The 18,439-nt window shown below is 68.0% G+C and carries 18 protein-coding genes and 2 pseudogenes; 6 read left to right on the top strand and 14 right to left on the bottom strand.

Annotated elements, in window-relative coordinates; translation table 11 throughout:
* Positions 1-169 precede the first annotated feature (169 nt).
* Positions 170-286: pseudogene (locus tag ACWDTP_RS08870) on the top strand (IS5/IS1182 family transposase); the annotation flags it as partial.
* 146 nt (positions 287-432) lie between these two features.
* On the opposite strand, the gene ACWDTP_RS08865 reads toward ACWDTP_RS08870, so the two are convergent.
* The 3 genes from ACWDTP_RS08865 to ACWDTP_RS08855 all read right to left on the bottom strand — a co-directional run bounded on the left by ACWDTP_RS08865 (position 433) and on the right by ACWDTP_RS08855 (position 3,908).
* A complete protein-coding gene (locus tag ACWDTP_RS08865) occupies positions 433-1,854 on the bottom strand; it encodes an IS1380 family transposase (protein ID WP_450018637.1) in 1,422 nt (473 codons plus the stop codon).
* A 130-nt stretch (positions 1,855-1,984) separates the two neighbouring features.
* The gene (locus tag ACWDTP_RS08860; protein WP_450018635.1) at positions 1,985-3,238 is read right to left on the bottom strand and encodes a Fic family protein; all 1,254 of its coding nucleotides are present in this window, start codon (positions 3,236-3,238) and stop codon (positions 1,985-1,987) included.
* Between the two features lie 124 nt (positions 3,239-3,362).
* Positions 3,363-3,908, bottom strand: coding sequence for a hypothetical protein (locus tag ACWDTP_RS08855; RefSeq protein ID WP_450018633.1), 546 nt, complete (start codon positions 3,906-3,908; stop codon positions 3,363-3,365).
* On the opposite strand from ACWDTP_RS08855, the pseudogene ACWDTP_RS08850 reads away from it, so the two are divergent.
* Positions 3,884-4,399: pseudogene (locus ACWDTP_RS08850) on the top strand (aminotransferase class I/II-fold pyridoxal phosphate-dependent enzyme); the annotation flags it as partial. The gene ACWDTP_RS08855 and the pseudogene ACWDTP_RS08850 sit on opposite strands and share 25 nt — an antisense overlap.
* A 153-nt stretch (positions 4,400-4,552) precedes the next feature.
* On the opposite strand, the gene ACWDTP_RS08845 reads toward ACWDTP_RS08850, so the two are convergent.
* The 8 genes from ACWDTP_RS08845 to ACWDTP_RS08810 form a co-directional block, all read right to left on the bottom strand.
* A complete protein-coding gene (locus tag ACWDTP_RS08845; protein WP_450018631.1) occupies positions 4,553-5,377 on the bottom strand; it encodes an LLM class F420-dependent oxidoreductase in 825 nt (274 codons plus the stop codon).
* Positions 5,374-6,435, bottom strand: a complete 1,062-nt coding sequence (locus ACWDTP_RS08840; RefSeq protein WP_450018629.1) for a poly-gamma-glutamate hydrolase family protein — start codon at positions 6,433-6,435, stop codon at positions 5,374-5,376. The genes ACWDTP_RS08845 and ACWDTP_RS08840 overlap by 4 nt, the downstream gene beginning before the upstream one ends.
* Positions 6,436-7,659, bottom strand: coding sequence for an Nramp family divalent metal transporter (locus tag ACWDTP_RS08835; protein WP_450018627.1), 1,224 nt, complete (start codon positions 7,657-7,659; stop codon positions 6,436-6,438). It abuts the gene before it with no gap.
* 75 nt (positions 7,660-7,734) lie between these two features.
* On the bottom strand, positions 7,735-7,968 hold the full coding sequence (locus ACWDTP_RS08830; RefSeq protein ID WP_450018625.1) for a hypothetical protein: 234 nt from the start codon (positions 7,966-7,968) through the stop codon (positions 7,735-7,737).
* Positions 7,969-8,023: 55 nt separating this feature from the next.
* Entirely contained in the window at positions 8,024-8,281 is a 258-nt protein-coding gene (locus ACWDTP_RS08825) for a hypothetical protein (RefSeq protein ID WP_450018624.1), read from the bottom strand.
* A gap of 19 nt (positions 8,282-8,300) precedes the next feature.
* Positions 8,301-9,377: an NAD(P)H-dependent amine dehydrogenase family protein gene (locus ACWDTP_RS08820; protein ID WP_450018622.1), complete on the bottom strand. Its 1,077-nt coding sequence runs from the start codon at positions 9,375-9,377 to the stop codon at positions 8,301-8,303.
* A gap of 7 nt (positions 9,378-9,384) precedes the next feature.
* Entirely contained in the window at positions 9,385-10,176 is a 792-nt protein-coding gene (locus tag ACWDTP_RS08815; RefSeq protein ID WP_450018620.1) for an SDR family oxidoreductase, read from the bottom strand.
* 86 nt (positions 10,177-10,262) lie between these two features.
* A complete protein-coding gene (locus tag ACWDTP_RS08810) occupies positions 10,263-10,505 on the bottom strand; it encodes a RidA family protein (protein ID WP_450018618.1) in 243 nt (80 codons plus the stop codon).
* 119 nt (positions 10,506-10,624) lie between these two features.
* Here ACWDTP_RS08810 and ACWDTP_RS08805 point away from each other — a divergent pair, with 119 nt between their 5' ends.
* A complete protein-coding gene (locus ACWDTP_RS08805) occupies positions 10,625-10,921 on the top strand; it encodes a CDGP domain-containing protein (RefSeq protein WP_450018616.1) in 297 nt (98 codons plus the stop codon).
* Here the strand turns inward: ACWDTP_RS08805 and ACWDTP_RS08800 are convergent.
* Entirely contained in the window at positions 10,867-14,391 is a 3,525-nt protein-coding gene (locus ACWDTP_RS08800; protein WP_450018614.1) for an indolepyruvate ferredoxin oxidoreductase family protein, read from the bottom strand. The genes ACWDTP_RS08805 and ACWDTP_RS08800 overlap by 55 nt on opposite strands.
* Before the next feature lie 134 nt (positions 14,392-14,525).
* Here ACWDTP_RS08800 and ACWDTP_RS08795 point away from each other — a divergent pair, with 134 nt between their 5' ends.
* Positions 14,526-15,026 carry an Lrp/AsnC family transcriptional regulator gene (locus tag ACWDTP_RS08795; RefSeq protein ID WP_450018612.1) on the top strand — a complete coding sequence of 167 codons (501 nt, stop codon included), beginning with the start codon at positions 14,526-14,528 and terminating at the stop codon, positions 15,024-15,026.
* Between the two features lie 9 nt (positions 15,027-15,035).
* On the opposite strand, the gene ACWDTP_RS08790 is transcribed toward ACWDTP_RS08795, so the two are convergent.
* The gene (locus ACWDTP_RS08790; protein ID WP_450018610.1) at positions 15,036-16,082 is read right to left on the bottom strand and encodes a helix-turn-helix domain-containing protein; all 1,047 of its coding nucleotides are present in this window, start codon (positions 16,080-16,082) and stop codon (positions 15,036-15,038) included.
* 87 nt (positions 16,083-16,169) lie between these two features.
* Between ACWDTP_RS08790 and ACWDTP_RS08785 the strand changes: the two genes are divergently transcribed.
* Together ACWDTP_RS08785 and ACWDTP_RS08780 are read left to right on the top strand one after the other, a co-directional pair.
* Positions 16,170-17,285, top strand: coding sequence for an oxidoreductase (locus ACWDTP_RS08785; RefSeq protein ID WP_450018641.1), 1,116 nt, complete (start codon positions 16,170-16,172; stop codon positions 17,283-17,285).
* Between the two features lie 85 nt (positions 17,286-17,370).
* Positions 17,371-17,811, top strand: a complete 441-nt coding sequence (locus ACWDTP_RS08780; RefSeq protein WP_450018608.1) for a nuclear transport factor 2 family protein — start codon at positions 17,371-17,373, stop codon at positions 17,809-17,811.
* On the opposite strand, the gene ACWDTP_RS08775 is transcribed toward ACWDTP_RS08780, so the two are convergent.
* Positions 17,795-18,385 carry a TetR/AcrR family transcriptional regulator gene (locus ACWDTP_RS08775; protein ID WP_450018606.1) on the bottom strand — a complete coding sequence of 197 codons (591 nt, stop codon included), beginning with the start codon at positions 18,383-18,385 and terminating at the stop codon, positions 17,795-17,797. The two genes, ACWDTP_RS08780 and ACWDTP_RS08775, sit on opposite strands and share 17 nt — an antisense overlap.
* Positions 18,386-18,439 lie beyond the last annotated feature (54 nt).

Raw genomic sequence — 18,439 nt, 5'->3', positions numbered from 1 at the left:
TCTATACACGCCCACCACGCGACCGCAGCACGCCATCGCCAACCCCGGCGAAAAATCGAGGCTAGGCACCTCGGACCAGCTACGTCGGCGGGGTGGTGCCGTGCGGTCAGCGTGGTTGCTGCGGCATGAGGTGCCAGTGTGACTGCGCGAGGTTAGGGTGTTCTGGTTGGGATTCCAACGGTGCAAACAATGGCGCGGTATCGCCACCCGCTACGACAAACACAACCTCAACTACCGAGGCGGCATCGTCCTCGACGCCATCGTGGCCCGGCTCAAACGGTTATGAGACACGCCCTAGCCTAGAAATTTCATGAGTGGGTTGTGGGTCTGATCGGCGGTGTTGTTTGTGCGTCGTCGTTGCCGTGGCAGGGGTGGCCGCCGGCGCTGTGATCGCCGGTTCTCCGTCCTCGAATAGTGTTGTGCGAGTCAGTTTCAGGCGATGCGCAGACGAATCCAGCCGGTGTCGATGAGGTGGTTCCAAGGCCAGCCTCGGGGCAGCCGGAGTCTTCTCCTGCGGCCGGTGTGGATGATGCGGCCGGCCACGGCCAGCAGGCGAAAGCGGACGCGTTTGGGTTCCCACTTGCGGGCCGGGTGGTGTTCATCGAAGGCCAGGGTCTGTGTCCAGGTGATGAGATCAGCGGCCATGGCGACGACTTCGAGCCATATGCGGTTGGCCTGATAGCTGTGGAAGGGCAGGTTGCGCAGGCCGGTGTCTTTGAGGCAGCGGATGCGGTCTTCGGCGCGGGCGCGTTGGCGGTAGCGGACTTCCAGAGTGGGCAGCGTCCATCCGGTGCCGCGGGTGTTCGTTACGAAACACGTGATGCGCCAGCCGTTGTGATCAGTCAGTCGTAGTTGGGCGCCGGGGTGTGGACGTTCGCGACGAGCGATCACGCGCATGTCGTTCGGCCACTCCTGGGGGCCGTACCTGGCCGGTGAGCGGGTGGGTTTGACCGGGGTGGGCATCCACCGGGTGAGCTCGGCGACCTGGGCGCCCTCACGTGGTGCGCCGTCGCTGTCGAGGGCGGCGACCCAGGCGTGCTCGGGAACCGTGCGGACGGCGGCCTGTACCGGACCCTGGGCGGGAAAGCCGATGGAGTACTGCAGTCCCGCATCGGTGATGTGGTGCAGCAACGCCTTGGACGCACCACCGGCATCGGCCCGCACCAGCACCTGGGTCCGTTCACCGTCGGGCAGCTGCGCCAACGCCGCCGAGAGCGTGGCGATGTGGTCGGCGCTGTTGAACGGTGAGGCCTTGCCGGGACGCAGATCCAGCGCGAGGGTTTCCCCGGTGCCGTACTGGCCGTGGTCGACGAAGGCACACATCGGCGCGAACCCGTAGGACTTCTTGTACGTGGGCTGGGCTCCCTGTTTGTCGGAATGCGCGGTCACCAATGTCGCGTCGATATCCACGATGACCTGCCCGCCATCGCGGGTTCCCGGTGTTCCCGCCAGCGGCCGAGCCCGTGACCAGGCCCGTTGACGCGCCGAAGCCCTGCTGGCACGCAACGCCGCGACCACGCGATCGGTGGTGTGCTCGTCGACGCTCAACGTCGCGAACAGCCGCGACACCGTCGGATCGGATGCCACCGCGCCGAACAGGTCGTACTGAGCACGCACCGCGGCCAGGTCGGACAGGCAGTCGCCGCCCAACGCCAGTGTGATCGCGAGATCGAGGAGCGCCTTGCCCGGATCATGACGCGCCCGCCTCCCGCACCACGGCGCCAAGGCAGTCGATAGGGCCTGCCGCAGGCCTGTGATCCGGATAGCCTCGAGCATCATCAACGAGCCCGACGATGTCACCAACGACTCGCGGGCATGATCCACGATCAAACCGCCAACCGCGTTACGCTTCACCTACGGAGTGCCTTCCTGACAGCGGAACTTGAGACTTCAGCAATCCCAAGAATCCTCTGCAGGACAGGCACTTCCGTGTATCACACGCCGTCACCAACCCCGAAACCATGAAATTTCTAGGCTAGGGCTGCTACTCATCGAACAACGTCGGACCGTCATCCATCGGCGGTCGATCCGCCAGCACACCCTCAAGAGATTGCTTCTGCGGGGCCTCCCAGATCGGTGGAATGAACGCCCGAATCACGCTGCGATTGACCCGGTACCGACGACCATCCCTCTCAGCGAGGTTCAGCCTCGTCAGGTCGTTGAGGTCCCGGGTGGGGGTCCGATCCCCCACTTTGGCGTAAAACCGGGCCAGCGTGGTGTTGATGTCGGTCGCCTCTTTGGCGGTGATCCACACACCCTCGGGCATTGCGAGCGCAAGTTCACGTTGCCGAGTCCGCGTCTCCGTGTCCGGCATCTCTTTGCGGAATACGTCGTAAACATAGCTTTCCCAATGAATTTGAACGTTCTCAGCCTTCACAACCTCGATCTGGTCGCGCAACTCATCCAAGAATCCACCGAGCGCGTAACCGATAAACGCCATCGCATCGCGCTGGGCAGCGTCGAGATTGCGGTAATACCCGTGGTCGCGGGTCTTGTTGTAGAAGTCCGACAGCAGGTTGGTGGCCACGATGGGCACCACACCGGACTCCGAAAGGATCTGCACCTCGACCAGGCGGGCAAGGCGTCCGTTGCCGTTGCCGAACGGGTGAATCCACGCGATGTACAGATGCGCGAGCATCGCGGCAAGAACGGCGTTGATAAACCGTTCCCGCACAGGAGATTCCGGGGTGACCGCGGCGCGCAGTTCAGCAAGCCAACGCACGAACTGATCCACCAACTCAGGCACGTCCTGCCACTGCGGCGCGCGGTACTTGCCGACACTCACGTTGTGCTCACGCAGCCGGCCCGGCACCACCTCGGGCTCATCAGGGATGCCGTCGAGAATCTGCAAATTAAGCTGCTCCAACCGTTTCCGGGTGATCGGCAGCCGTTTGCCCGCCCGCAACGCCCCGTCGATGTCCCGGATCGCGCCGAGCACATTCTGAACCTCACGCTCCTGGTAGAGCCGTGATTCGCCGACGTTGGCGCTGCCCTTCTCAACGATCAGCTCCACCTCGGTCTCAGTGAGGGTGTTGCCCTCTATGGCGGTGGTGGCCTGCACACCCCGCGCCAAATAGACCGAACCCATGATCTCCGCCTTGGCTGGCTTCAAAGGCACTCCCGCCAAATGCTGACACTTGCTCATCGCCTCACCGAGGTCGAGCCACATCGCCGGAGTCAACCGCCGCCCAGCGTCGAACTCAAAGCTGATGAACGAGTACTGCTCAGGCCGGGGCATACGCCAAATATTAACGCGAAAACGATGCCATTGAACTGCATATTCGCACTACTTGGGGTGATTTTCGTCCATTTTTCAGTCCATTAACCGATCCGAAATCGGAACCAGGGTCGCCGGCGTCGTATCAGTGGCTCAAGGCGATGCCCACCACCGTGATCAACAGACCCCCAATCGCCCAGCGGAGGTCGAGGACCTGCTGGCTATCGAGCTGCGCGGACAGGGCCGCGATCTCGTCTTGGATGTGCCTGATCGCACCCTCGGCGGCCTGCTCGGAGCTGGTGGCCACCTCGTCGACGGGCCCGTTCGGGTTGAGAACAAAGTTGTCGGTAGCCGTCACCCTCGGAGTCCCCCCACCATAGGTCACCTGTGCGGGTCCCGGCTGCAGGACGTTGATCTTCGGTTTGCGCCGAAGTTGGCGCCACAGCTCCGCGCCGAACTGTTTGCCCCACACAATGATCTGTCCTCCGAGCGACCTGTCGTAGCGGGCGCGCACATAGGCGTAGGCGAAGCCAGCGACGGCGATCAGGGCGCTGACGAGCTGCAGGGTGGTCGCCCACATGTGACGGTCGGGGAACTCGATGACCAGGGCTGAGAGGGCGAGCGCGACGGCGATCACGACGAGGGTCAGCGTGAGCCGCCATTGGCATGTGGACACCTGCTCGTCGTCCATGGTGGGGCAACGATAAGCGCCGCGATGAACAGCGCGCTACGAAATTCGGGCGGCTAGCGGCGGTGTCCACGACGGTCGAGGCGCACCGTAACGAGGTGCGTCGCCCCGGGTCGACGGCGGTGCTCGGTGCGGCGCTGCGCGGCCTGGCCGATCCGAGCAGATATCCGAGCGCCGACGGCCGGCTGCTGCGTGCGGAACTGGCCGAACACTGGTCGATCGGCCCCGATCGGTTGGTGACGGGCGCGGGCAGCATCGACGTCATTGCCCGCGCGTTCACCGTGGCGGCCGGCAGCGAACTCGTGCTGCCCTGGCCGAGTTTCGACGCCTTCCTCCCACTCGCGCCCTCGCGCGGCCTGTCCGTCACACCCACCGCGCTGCGGTTCGGCGACGGCGCCGTCGACCTGGCCGCGGTACGCCGGGCTATCACCCCGGCCACATCGTTGGTCGTGGTCTGCACGCCGAACTCGCCGACCGGAGGCTCACTCACCCACACCGACTGGCCGGATTCCCGGCCGACGTGCCGGCGTCGGTGTCGGTCGTCCCCAGGCCGTAGTGCTGGTCAAGCCCTACCCAGGGCACGGCATCCGGATCAGTGTGGGGACCGGCGCGGACACCGACCGGCTGGCGCGGGTCTGGCCCGACCGCTAGCGCAGCTCGGCGATCACCTTGGCGAAGGTGTCGATATGCGGCTGCTGCACGATGAAGTAGCTGACCCCGTAGTGCTCGCGCAGCCCGCGCAACCGGTCGGCCATGGCCGATACCGACCCGGACAGCACACCCGGGTGGCGCAGCAGCTGCTCGTCGGTGTGATCGGGCAGAAACCGCCGGGGCAGCGACAGGTTCGGCATCTCCGACCCGGGCGCGGGGATCGCGGTGATGGCGATGTTGAGTTCCAGCCCGGCGAACCGGTCCCCGGCGGCGTTGCATACGAAGGTGATCCGTTCGGCCATCGGGTCGCGGTCGCCGTCGGGCACACCGTCACCGCCGGTGAGCCCGATGATGTCGGCGGTCTCGGCGGCCACGGTCAGCAGCCGGTCGCCGTTGCCGGCGATCAGGATCGGCACGCCGGGCACGTGCTCGCGCAGGTAGTCGGTGACGTGGCGCAGATAGTCGATGCGTTCGCGGGCGCCGGGGAAGGGCAGTTCGGCGGCCTCGAACTCCTCGCGCACATAGCCCGCGCCGAGTCCGAGGTCGAGTCGGCCTCCGGACAGGTCGCGCACCGCCGCGACGTCGCGGCCCAGCAGCGCCGGCTTGTAGAAGCACGCGTTGAGCACGAACGTCCCGATCCGCAGGGTGCTGGTCGCATTCGCGGCGGTCATCAGGGTCGGGAACGGCGCGGGGGCACCGAGATGATCCGGCACGTCGAGGACGTCGTAGCCGAGATCCTCGGCGCGCCGGGCCACCTCGGCGACCTGGGCTTGGGATTCGGCTGAATGCAGGCTGATACCGAAGCGGAAGGTGTTCGTCACCGGCCCAACGGTAGTGCCCAACTGCGTGCCGCCGAGGCCAGTCCGGCGACCAGCGCCGACGTGACCGGGGAGAGGCCGTCCTCGCCTGGCAGCGGGCTGCGCGGGCTGAGCCCGCGCACCCGGGAGGGCAGCTCGAGCTGGACCCCGCCGGCCCGGTTGACCGGGTTGTCGGGATGTTGGCCGCGCAGCTCGCGGGGTATCGCGGCCAGATCGGTGACGACGTGATAGCCGGGTATGGCGATATGGCCCGCGACGTGCTCGGCCAGTACCCGGTTGCACCCGCCGGCCAACAACTGTGTGCCCCGGCCGATCCGGCCGTAGCCGTGCAGCGACACCGCCGCGTCCACGTGGTCCAAGAATACCGCGAGGCGGTCCGATTCCTGCGGCCGATAACGCGCCGACGGCAGATGGTGCGGGTAGTCCTCGGGATGGCGCAGCACGTACAGGGACGCATCCGATGCCTGGGCCGCGCGTTCGGCGATCACATCGGTCATCTGTTCCAGCCCGCCGCCGTGGATCGCCATGAACCCGAACCGGGAGCGCTGCACGCTGGTTTCGGTGACGCCCGGGTGCTGGAGTAGCTCCGACAGTGATTGTGGTGCAGCCGAATCGGGAGTGGTCGCGCGCTGCGGCCAGCTCATCGGATCCCAGCGCCGCAGGAACTCGATCCAGCGGTGCGGCAGGTCGTGATGCATCGCGCCGTCGAGGATCCGTTCCAGGTAGCCGGGCCGGGGCGGTCCGGGATCGACCCGGTGGTCGATGTAGACCCATGCGGGGGCGGGCCCGTCGGCGGTGTGCACGGTCAGCCGGTCGCGCCGGTAGCGCACCGGCACCCCTTCGGCACGGTCGAGGGCCGCCAGGTCCTGGTCGGTCACCCGCCAGAGCACCCCGTGCACCTGGGATCCGTCGAACGGTTCGATGGTGGCCACCCCGCGCTGGTTGATCAGCCAGTCATGGCCGTCCAAGCGGGCCGGTCGCGGATCGACCGCGCCCGGGCAGCGGCCGGCCATCTGTGTCACGCACAGATTCGAGCCGTAGGCGAAGTAGGTGTGCAGCATTCAGCCCGTGACGGTCAGATAGATCAGCACCACGTTCAGCACACTAATCACCGCGGCCACCAGCCAGCCAAGCGCCGTGGTCAGGCGGTGGTTGACGTCGCCACCCATCAACGTGCGGTCACTGGTCAGCCGGATCAGCGGGATCAGCGCGAACGGGATGCCGAACGACAGCACCACCTGCGATAACACCAGGGCCCGGCTCGGATCGACACCGATCCCGAGAATGACCAACGCCGGGATCAGGGTGACCAGCCGGCGCAGCAGGAGTGGATAGCTGCGCTTCAACAGGCCCTGCATGATCATCGCCCCGGCATACGCGCCGACCGACGTCGAGGCGAGCCCGGACGCCAGCAGGCCGATCGCGAACAGCAACGCGACGACGGGGCCGAGGGTGTCGCGGACCGCGGCGTGCGCACCCTCGATCGAGTCGGTGTTGTCCCGGCCCTGCAGGTTGGTCGCGGCCACCAGCACCATCGACAGGTTCACCGCGCCCGCCACCAGCATGGCCAGGCCGACGTCGAACCGGGTCACCCGCAGCAGCAGGCGCCGCCGGGGTCCGGCATCGGGGTGGCCGTGCCGGTCCCGGGCCAGCCCGGAGTGCAGGTAGACCGCGTGCGGCATGACCGTCGCGCCCAGCATGGCGGTGGCCAGCAGGATGCTCTCGGCGCCGTCGAAGCGGGGGATCAGGCCCTCGGCGACCGCGGCGGCGGGCGGCGTCTCGACGAACAGGCTGGTGAGAAATCCGATGGCGATGACCAGCAGCAGGCCGGTGATCACCCGCTCGAACACCTGCTGCCCGCGCCGGTTCTGCACCGCCAGCAGCACCAGCGAGACCGCGCCGGTGACGATGCCGCCGATCAGCAGCGGCAGATCGAACAGGAGGTACAGGGCGATCGCCCCGCCGACCACCTCGGCGAGATCGGTTGCCATGGCGACCAATTCGGCCTGCAGCCAGTAGGCGATGCGGCCCGGTGTGCGGGTGTGGTCGGCGACGGACTCGGGCAGGGAACGGCCGGTGACCAGGCCGAGTTTGGCGGACAGATACTGCACCAGGCCGGCCATGACGTTGGCGACGACGATGACCCAGACCAGCAGGAAGCCGAACTGGGCGCCCGCACTGATGTTCGCGGCGACGTTTCCGGGGTCGACGTAGGCGATCGCCGCGACGAAGGCGGGTCCGAGCAGCAGCCAACTCGGCCTGGTCCGGGTGTCCAACAAACTCATCCACTTTCCTATCCGGTGAGTCGAATAGGAAAGTTAGGTTAGCCGAAACCTTGCGGTGGTGCTAGCCGCGAGTCCTCACCAGCCGAGCACAACTCCGCCGATGCCCCAGCCGTACCACGGGCCGTAGTTGATCGCGGGCGGCGATGTCACGATCGCGGTGCTGCCCTTGGTCTGGCATTGCGTGGTGGTGGGTGTGGTGTTGGTGCACTGGGGCGCCGCGGCCGCCGGGGGCGCGCCGAAGAGAACGCTGAGCGAAACGATGCCTGACACCGCCAGTGACGCTGCCAGGCACCGAAGAATATTGGACATGACCGACTCCGATCGCTGGAGTCAGTCTACGTCGAATCGGTTGTCTCAGAGGAAGTCAGAGGATGAAGAACTCGTCGTCCCACGGGAACATGCCGTACCCAGGCTCGGGCGGCGTCGAGTCGATCTGCACATTGCCCTCACTGGCGCAATCGGTGGTCTGCCCGCCCTCGACGGAGCTGCCGCCGGTCACTTCGCACTTCGGGAGCAGGGGGTTGGGCGGCGGCTCGGCCGCGGCCAGGGGCGCCAGCGCGATCGCGGTGGAAGCGCCTCCGATGGCGAGGAATCCGGCGAGCGTGGTGAGACGTGACGGCATCAGAAGATCCTTCCGGCGTTTAACCGGCAGCGTACAACCCTTTACCGGTGACCAGGGGCAAATCCAGTGTGGTCCGGATACCAGGAGCCGCGGCGACGACGGCGGGAATCGCATTGACCACCCGGGCCGCGGTGGACACCAGACCGGCGTGGTTGTGGTCCCCGTTCGGGCTGCTCAGGCACAGGTCCAGGGCGTAGGACGGTTCGCCGGTCAGCTCGATGCGGTAGGAGCCGCCCTCCTGCGCGGGCTGTGGCCAGTCCGGGCACAGGTCATCGCGCAGCCGGGTGACGTGTTCGAGCACCACCGCCGGTTTGCCGTCGAGCATCCCGCGCACCTCGAACCGCAGCGCCGCGGCGGTGCCCTTCCGGATGTGCCCGGCCGCGATGTCGAAGTCCTCGGGTGCCGGAATCCGGGTGTGCTCCTCGGTCACCTCGTCGAGTTCGATGCCCAGACCAGCGGCGAGCTGGCGGACCACCGAACCCCACGCCAGGCTGAGGACCCCCGGCTGCAGCAGCATCGGGGTCTCGTCGACCGGCCCGCCGAACCCCATCACGTCGAACATCACCGTCGGGCTGTCATAGGTGGCGTAGTCGACGATTTCCATGCATCGGATCTGCTCGACCTGCTGGCACGTCCCGGCCAGGGCAAGGGGCAGAAGGTCATTGGCGAAGCCGGGATCGATACCGTTGACGAACAGGCTCGAGCCTCCTTCTTTGGCCGCCGCCTCGATCGGCTCGACCAGCTCGGCGGGCAGCACCTGCCACGGGTACTGCAGGAACACCGCCGAGCTACCGACCACGTTGACGCCCGCGGCCAGGATGCGCCGGTAATCCTCCAGCGCATCGGGCAGCCGGTTGTCGGCCATCGCGGTGTAGACCGCGCAGTCGGGGTGGGTGGCCAGCACCTCACCGAGGTCGTCGGTGGCCTTGATTCCGGTCGAAACCTCCAGTCCGGCAAGGTCTCCGGCGTCCTTTCCGGCTTTCTCCGGTGAGGACACCCACACCGCGGTGAGCTCGTAGGCCGGGTCGTTGATGAGTTGGGTCAGCGCATGCCTGCCGACGTTGCCGGTTCCGATGGCGGCGACTTTGATCGTCATGGGTTCCTTACAGGTCGGGGATGGGTAGGTCGAGGTTGGGCATGGTCAGGCCGCCGTCGACCTCGAGGGTCTTGCCGGTCAGATAGCTGCCCGCGGGGGAGGCCAGATAGACGGCGGCGGCCGCGATGTCCTCCGGATCGCCGAGGCGCCGCATCGGGGTGGCCTTTTCCATCGGTTCGCGCAGGGCGTCGTTGGAGGCCACGACGTCCAGCGCCGAGGTGAGGATGGACCCGGGCGCGATGGCGTTGACCCGGATGCGCGGGCACAGATCGAGGGCGGCCAGCCGGGTGTAGTGCGCGAGGGCGGCCTTCGCGGTGCCGTAGGCGACGAATCCGCGGCCGGCGAGCCGGCCCATGGTCGAGGTGATGTTGATGATGCTGCCGCCGCCGGAGTGCTCGAGCATGAGCGGGACGGCCGCCGCGGTCAGGGCATGCGCGGTCGACACGTTGAACGTGAAGGCGTCGCGCAGATCCTTGGTCGAGGTGTTGACGAGCGGGGCCGGCATGGTGCCGCCGACGTTGTTGACGACGACATCTAGTTTCCCGAACGCCTCGGTCGCGGCGGCGGCAAGTTCGGCCGTGGCCTCCGGGTGGGCGAGGTCGGCGACCACCACGTGGGCGCGCCGCCCGGCCGCCTGGACCTGGCCGGCGACCTCATCCAGCTGAGCCTGGGTGCGAGACGCGATGACCACGTCCGCACCGGCTTCGGCGAATGCCACGGCGATCGCGGCACCGAGGCCGCGGCCCGCGCCGGTCACCACCGCGACCTTGTCGTCCAAGCGGAATCTGTCCAGAATCACGTGTGCTCCGTTCGCCTACCGGCCGCCACCGTAGCAGCGTCGGACCCACCGGCGGGCGGGTTTCTGAAACACGTTCTAATTCGGTGCTACCCGAGCACCGCCGTCGCCTCGATCTCGACCAGCAGATCCGGTTCGGCCAGCGCTGCACCGACGTTGAGGTAACACTGCTCGACCTGGGCGGCGAAGTCGCCTTCGCCGACCTTGCCGCCGTCGGCATCGCGGGCGACCTGCCCGGCCATGACGATCAGCTTCGAGCCGGTGGCGATCGAAACCTGATGGTAGAGATCGACTTCCGGCAGCTTCTCGGAATTGATCAGGGTTATCGGCATACCCAGACCATAGCCAGGCGGCACCGCCGGCGTCGCGGCGCGATCTCAAACCCGGCACCGGCCAGGTGCGCAAGCAGTAGCGTCACTGACTGCTGGGCGCTGTCGACGGGAGAACCCCCATGAAAATCTGCGTCGTTTCAGGATTGGCCGTCGCGCTGATGGCCGCAGGGCTGATCGTCTCGGCGCCGCCCGCCAGCGCCGGCTGCCAGTACGGGGGACCGGTCATCAGCAAGTGCGACGACCCGGTCCAGCCCGACGGCACCTGGCAACGGTGCGTGGGAACGTGGGGTTATGTGCCCAGTGGGTTCAGCTCGCACCTGGTGCCCGTCAAGCGTTGCGATCTGATGGGGCCCGGCCATGACTATCCGCCGTGGGATTTCACCTTCGCCGACCCGCCGACCCACATCGACGGCTGACGCCGCAGCGATGTCGTATCGATACCCAGCGCGTTGAGCCGGGTGATGTAGGTCTGAACATTCCGCAGCTTGACGTCCTCGTAGCCTCGCACCACGTCGGGTGCCGATGCGGCCTGCACGGCGGTGTCGAGGGAGTCCACCGTCAGCGTCGAGCACAGATCGCCGACCATGGCTTCGTAGTGGCCGGCCAGGGCGCGCTCGAGCCGACGTAGGGGTGCATAGCCGAACACGTCGAACGGTGTGCCGCGCAGGAACCTGCCCTTGGCCAAAAGCTTGAGCACGCCGTGGGTTCGCGGGCCGAAGCCGATCTTCTTGTCGCGCCCGAGCGCCCGCAAAGTCGGCGGATGCAGCATGTAGGTGAGCTTCGCCCCGCCGGGAACGTCGGCCTCGACGGCCCGGGCGAACGCCGGATCGGTCAGCATGCGGGCGACCTCGTACTCGTCCTTACAGGCCATGAGCTTGTGCAGACCGGTGGCGACCGCCGACGAGAAGTCGGTGCGGTCGGTGACGGCCCGCTCCCGCTGCCACGCCGCGCCCACCACCGCGATGTAGCGGGCGGCGATCCGATCGCCTTGGTACGCGACCAGCTGCGCGGCGCGCCGCTCCAGGATCTCCCGGGTCGGCCCGGCGACCGGTGAGGACGACAAGAGATGGTGCGGGACGGCCGTATCGCTACGGTGTGGTGCCTTGGCCGAGGCCGAGGCCTCGTCAAACGCCCCGCGGTCGGCGACGGCGACCCGGCCCCACCGGAACGCCGCCTGGTTGGCCGCCACCGCCACACCGTTGACGGCGATGGCCGCCTCGATCTCCTCGGCCGGTATGGGCAGCGCACCCGCCTGGTAGGCGGCGCCGACGAGCAGGAAGTTGGCCGGCGCGGTGCTGGCGAACAGGGCCTGCGCCGCCGCGAGCGCATCGAACGCGACAACCCGGCGGGCCCTGGTGCCGGCGCGGTCGAGCAGGTCGTGCTCCTGCGGGTAGGCCACCGCACCGTCGTAGACCATCTCGCCGGTCGCGGTCCGGCTGGTCGAGGCGATGGTGACAGTCCGTAACGCGTTGCCGTACACCAGATTCCTGGAGTCGGCGAACGTCAGCAGGTCGAACGCCAGCACACAGTCGGCGTCTTCGGGGCTGATCCGGTTCGCGGGCTCCACCTGACTGCCGCTCAGCCGCAGATGCGAGGTGACCGGTCCGGCCTTCTGGCTGAGCCCGGTCTGGTCGAGCCCGTCGACGTGCAGGCCGGTCCGCAGTGCGGCCACACCGAGCACCTGGTTGACCGTGACGATGCCGGTGCCGCCGACACCGGCGAGGAACACGTTGTAGGTCTGGGCGATCGGGCGGATATCGGGTTCGGCGACCAGCGGGGGAGTGGGCAGTGGCCGCGCCGAATCCGAAGGGATCTCCGGTATTTCGACGGTCACGAACGACGGGCACTGGCCGTCGAGGCACGAGTAGTCGGTGTTGCAGGTCGTCTGGTCGATGCGGGTCTTGCGGCCGAATTCGGTGTCGACGGGCTGCACGGACAGGCAGTTGCTCTTGACGCCGCAGTCCCCGCATCCTTCGCAGACCGCCTCGTTGATCACCACGCGGGTGCGGCGCGTCGGCAGGCTGCCGCGCTTGCGTTTGCGGCGCGCCTCGGCGGCGCACTGCTGGTCATAGATCAGCACCGTGACGCCCTTGACCTCGCGCAGCAGCCGCTGCGCCTCGTCGAGCCGGTCCCGGTGCCACACCTCGACACCGTCCGCGAACGACGCGCGGCGGTGCCTTTCGGGTTCCTCGGCGCACACGATGATCCGCGCGACGCCTTCGGCGGCGAGTTTGTGGGTCAGGGCCGGGACGGACAGCGCCGCCTCGGGGTCCTGGGCCCCGGTCATCGCGACCGCCGAGTTGTACAGGAGCTTGTAGGTGATGTTGGTCCCCGCAGCGATATTGGCCTGCACGGCGAGCTGACCGGAATGAAAGTAGGTGCCGTCCCCGACATTCTGGAAGATGTGCTCGACGTCGGTGTAGGGCGCCTGCCCGATCCACTGGGCACCCTCACCGCCCATCTGGGTGAGGCCGGTGACCTGCGAATCGGTGCGCGAGGACATGGTGACCAGGGTGTGGCAGCCGATGCCGCCGCCGGCCAGCGATCCGGCGGGCACCGCGGTCGAGCGGTTGTGCGGGCAGCCGGAGCAGAAGTACGCGGTGCGTTTGGTGGGCAGCACGCTCAACGACAGCGCGGGGGGCAGCGGTGCGCTGACCCGCACGCGCCCGGCGAGGATCCTGCGCAGCGGCGCGGCGAGGCGGGCCGCGGTCAACTCGCCGTCGGCGGGGATGAGCGGGCGCCCAGCATGATCCGTCTTACCGAGCACCGTCGGCGCGCGATCCTGCCCGTAGAGAACGTCTTTCACCTGGGTTTCGACGAATGCGGTCTTATCCTCCACCACGAGCAGCTGCTCGACCCCGGCGGCCAGCGCGCGGACCTTCCCGGCGCCCAGCGGGTAGGGCATGCCGACCCGCAGGATGCGGATGCCCGCGGCCAACAGATCCGCCTCGGCCAGGCCGAGGTCGGTGAGGGCCTGGCGCACCGAGTCGTAGGCGGTGCCGACCGCGACGATACCCAGCCAGGCCTCGGTTGGATCGACCTCGATGGCGTCGACCGGGTTGGCCGCGTTGAAGGCCTGGACCATGGCCCACCGCGGGCCGTACAGATCGGCTTCGGCCAGCAGGCTGTCGGGCGGTGACGCCAGGATCCGCTGGCGGTAGGTCCAGGGCCGGGACTCCCATTCGATCGAGGGCACCGTGATGTCGAAGCCGGCGAAGTCGCGGTCCAAGGTCCACAGACCGTCGGCGACGTCGGCGACCAGTTTCATCGCGGGCCAGCATCCCGATGCCCGCGACAGCGCCACGCCGTACAGCCCGAACGCGATGACCTCTTCCGCGTTGCGGGGAAACAGGATCGGCATCGACAACGCCGCGAGGGACCGCTCGCTGGCGGCGGGCAGGGTCGAGGATTTGGCCGCGGGGTCGTCGCCGACGTAGACCAGTGCGCCACCGGTCGGATGGGCGCCGTACATGGCGGCGTGCCGCAGCGCGTCGGAGGCCCGGTCCAGGCCCGGCCCCTTGCCGTACCAGACACCCACCACGCCGTCGTGTGTGCGCCTGCCTTTCGGCAGCTCCAGCTGACTGCCCCACACCGCGGTCGCGGCGAGTTCCTCGTTCATGCCGTGCGCCAGACGGATGTCGTGTTGCGCGGCGATGTCACCGATGCCGCCCAGCAGTTTGTCGAGGCCGGCCAGCGGGCTGCCCGGATATCCCGAGACGAACGTGGCCACCCGCCGCCCGGCCCGCCGGTCCCGCTCGTGCTGTTCGACCAGCTGCCGCGCGATCGCCTGCACACCGGTCATCAGCACCGGTCCGGACGAGGTCCGGTAGCGGGCGTCGAGGTCGGACGGGGCTGATGCGGTCCGGGCGTCGGCCAGGTCGGTCATGGTGGATGCACCTCCAGGAGTGATCGCGTCGTATCTCAAAGCCTCCGGCTGGGATACAGTCGGGTCAACTGATTACGCATCAACATGGCGAACCGGTCAGCTGGTGGCCTGCGTCACACAGTGAGGTGAGAAGAATGCTCAGTATCGACCGGCTCGACGTGGAGATCCTGCGCAGGCTGACGGCCGACGCCCGCACCGGCGTGGTCGAGTTGTCGTCGGCGCTGGGCGTGTCTCGTAATACCGTGCAGTCGCGGGTACGCCGGCTGGAGGAGGCGGGTCTGGTGACCGGCTACCGGCCGCAGTTCGATCTGGCCGAAGCCGGATTCCCGGTGCAGGCCCTTATCGCCCTGGAAACCAACCAGGTTCGGCTTTCGGCCGTCGTCGAGCACCTCGCCGACATCGCCCAGGTACTCGAGGTGCACGCCACCACCGGGCGCGAGGATCTGCTGGTCCGGGTCGCCACCGTGACGCAGGCCGAGCTGCAGGAGCTGATCGAACGCATCGTCGCGATCCCCGGTGTGGTGCATTCGGCCACCACGCTGTGTCTCACCACGCCGCTGCCGTACCGGGTGATCCCGCTGTTGGAGGAGAGCACCCGCGACACCGGGTGGGGACGGTCCACCCCGAAGCCGTGACCTGCTGAGCTAGCTGAGGCGGTAGCGCCGCAGCCGCTCGTAGAGCGTGCCGCGGGACAGCCCCAGCCGGGTCGCGACCTCGGTCTTGTTGCCGCCGCACTCGGCGAGGGTGTCGGCGATGACCTTGCGTTCGGCCTCCTCGAGAGGCGTGAGGTTCGGCAGCGGCGCCGGCGCGGCGACCGGCAGGCCGCGCGGCAATCCGCGACGGACCACGAGCACCGCACCGTCGTCGATGCGCCCCGCCGAGACCGGATAGATGCGGGCATGCAGTTCGTCGTTCAACGCGACTTCGGTTGTGCCGATGCCGGATTCCCGAACGATCGCCCACAGCTCGGCCCGGTCCAGGTTCAGGCCGGCCGCCGAGTCCGCGACTATCATGGTGTGGCCGTCGACCGTGACGACCGCGCCGGACGTGGTCGAGGACAACGACATATGGGCGTCGAGCAGCCGCCGCTGCCGGGCGGTGGCGGCCTCGCCGAGCGCCGTCTCGACGCCGCTCACCAGTGCCCGGACCGCCACGAGCAGGAGATGATTGGCATCCTCGGCGCGGCACGCCACGTTGACCGATCCCACGATGCGGCGGGTGATCGGATCCACGACGGGCGCCGCCGCACACGCCCACGAGTGCCACGGCTGCTTGTAGTGTTCGGCGCCGACGACCAGCGCGACGCGGTTGGTCGTCGTCGCGATCCCGATGCCGTTGGTGCCCGCCAACGGCTCATCCACCCGGGAGCCGGGCCCGAAATCCACATGGTCGAGGCAGCGGGCCACCGAGCGTTCGGAATCCCATCGCCACGCCACCGTACCGCCGTCGTCGGCCAGTGCCAGTGACGTCGAGTTCCCGACCAGCAGGTCGGCCATCTTTTCCATCACGCGTCCGCCGATGCGCAAAAACGGGGATTCGTCGTCGATCTCGGTGTGGGTGAGCTCCAGCCGGTCCGGATCGACACCGTTGCGGCGGGACCGCCGCCACGAATCCAGAATCTCGGCGCGGGCCTCTACCGATGCTCCCGACTGGAACCGCTCCCAAGCCGTAAGCGTCGACGCCGATCCCATCGTCCCTCCTCGACGGCCCCGATCCAGACCGTTCAAAGTTTGCACAACATGGTCCACCCCTGGGGCATTCCCCGCAATATCGGGCTCATGGACGACCCGCGGCTGCACGCCCTGTTCACACCGGTGACGATCGGTGACCTGACCCTGCCGAACCGGTTCGCGATGGCCCCGATGACCAGGTTCGCATCGCCTGCCGGTGTGCCGGGCCCGGACGTGGCGCCCTATTACGCCCGCCGCGCGGCCGGCGGAACCGGGCTCATCATCACCGAGGGCATCCGGATCCCGCATCCGGCGGCCGGGCCGGACAGTGTCCCGATGATCGACGGTGTCGAGGTGCTGCGGAGTTGGCGTGCGGTGACCGATGCGGTGCACGCCGCGGGAGGCGCCATCGCCGCCCAACTGTGGCATGAGGGTTCCCAACACGACGTCATCGACGGCGCCAGGGGCGGTCGGGAACCGGTCAGCCCCTCGGGTATCGACGTCGCGGGCAGACCGGTCGGGCGGGCGTTGCGCACCGATGAACTCGACGCGCTGGCCGAGGTTTACGCCCTCGCCGCGGGCAACGCGCGCGACACCGGGTTCGACGCCGTCGAGATACATGCCGGGCACGGCTATCTGATCGATCAGTTCCTCTGGGAGGAGACCAATCTCAGAACCGACGGTTACGGCGGCACTCCCGCGGGACGCACCCGGTTCCCGGCCGAGGTGGTGGCCGCGGTGCGGGCGGCGGTCGGGCCGGGCTTCCCGATCGTGCTCCGATTCTCGCAGTGGAAGATCAACCGCTACGACGCTCACCTGGCCGCTGCCCCAGGCGAACTCGAAGAGTTGCTCGCCCCGTTGATCGAGGCCGGTGTCGACGCGCTGCACCCGTCCACCCGGCGCCACTACCTGCCCGCGTTCCCCGATCACGATCCGCGGCTGAGCATGGCGGGCTGGGTCAAGAAGCTGACCGGGCTGCCGGTGATCGCCGTCGGGTCGGTCGGTTTGGACACCGAGTTCAGGTTCCGGCTCGGCGATGGGGAGCGCATCCCGCCTGCTCCGGTCTGTCGGTTGCTCGACGAGTTCGGGGCCGGCGAGTTCGACATCGTCGCGATCGGGCGGGCCCTGCTCGCCGATCCGGGGTGGGTCGGCCGGCTGCGCGACGGCGCGCTGGACGGCTTCGCCGGATTCGACGCGGACTCCGCCCTGGCCCGTTTGTACTGAGCCGCCCTCCGGTTGCAATGCGGACTACTGGTCCGTATCGTGGGCAATCGGACCGATGGTCCGTTTAACTTCGAGGGAGCCCGAGATGACCACATCCACGACCGAATCCGCACCGACCACTGCGGCAGACCTGTTCCGCCACAGCCTGCAACTCCTGCTGGACAACAATATTGGCGCCTGGGTCGACTTGTGGGCCGAGGGCGGACTGATGACATTCCCGTTCGCCCCGGACGGTTGGCCCCGGCGCCTGGAGGGCAGGCAGGCCATCGCCGACTACATGCGCAGCTATCCCGACCACATCGACCTGCGCGAGATTCCCGAGCTGGTCATCCACGAAACCGCCGACCCGGAGACGGCGATCGTCGAGATGCGCGCGCTCGGCACGCTGGTCGAAACCGGCGACCCCTACGATATGAGCTACATCGCCGTAATCACCGTCCGGGATGGGCATTTCGCCATCTATCGGGACTACTGGAATCCCCTCGCGCTGCAGCAGCCGGGTGCCGATTTCACGAACGGTGACTAGCGCCAAGCACTCGTGAGACGAATCGTCTCAGGTCCGCTCGGAGTCGTCGCCTCGACACCTTTTCGGTGGTGACGAGGTAGTCCACGAGATCGATGCGGGTGGCGCCCAGGAGTGCGTATGCGGTCCACGATGCGTCCTCGGGGCCGATGACCTCGGTGAGCAGTTCGGTCAGCAGTTGGTGGGTGGCCACGTAGTGCGGCGCCCCGTACAGCGTGGCAGCGCCCCCGGACTGGTCTTGTTCGAGCGCCAGGGCCAGGCGCCGGTTGTCGAGCTTGAAGTCGACGATGGCGTCGAGCAGCGCGGGTATGCGGTCGGCGGCGCCCGCGCCGGGGCCCAGCGGGGGAGAGCCGGAGTCGATCTGGGCGGTCAGGCCGGCCAGGCGTGCATCGTAGACGGCACGTAACAGCCCGGCGCGGTCGCCGAACCGCCGGAACAACGTCCCTTTGCCGACGCCCGCGGCGCGGGCCACGTCGTCCATGGACACGCCGCCCGGGTCGGCGGCATCGTCGAACAGCCGGCCCGCGGCGTCGAGCACGGCCTGCCGGTTACGTGCGGCGTCGGCGCGTTCGGCCACGAAACCCCCTTATTCAATCGGACTGTTGGTCCGCATAGTAGTCGAGGAGGCGGA

It is taken from the genome of Mycobacterium sp. NPDC003449 (assembly GCF_053588415.1).
The sequence above is the reverse complement of the archived record's forward strand: the minus strand, read 5'-3'. Positions and strand labels throughout refer to the sequence as shown.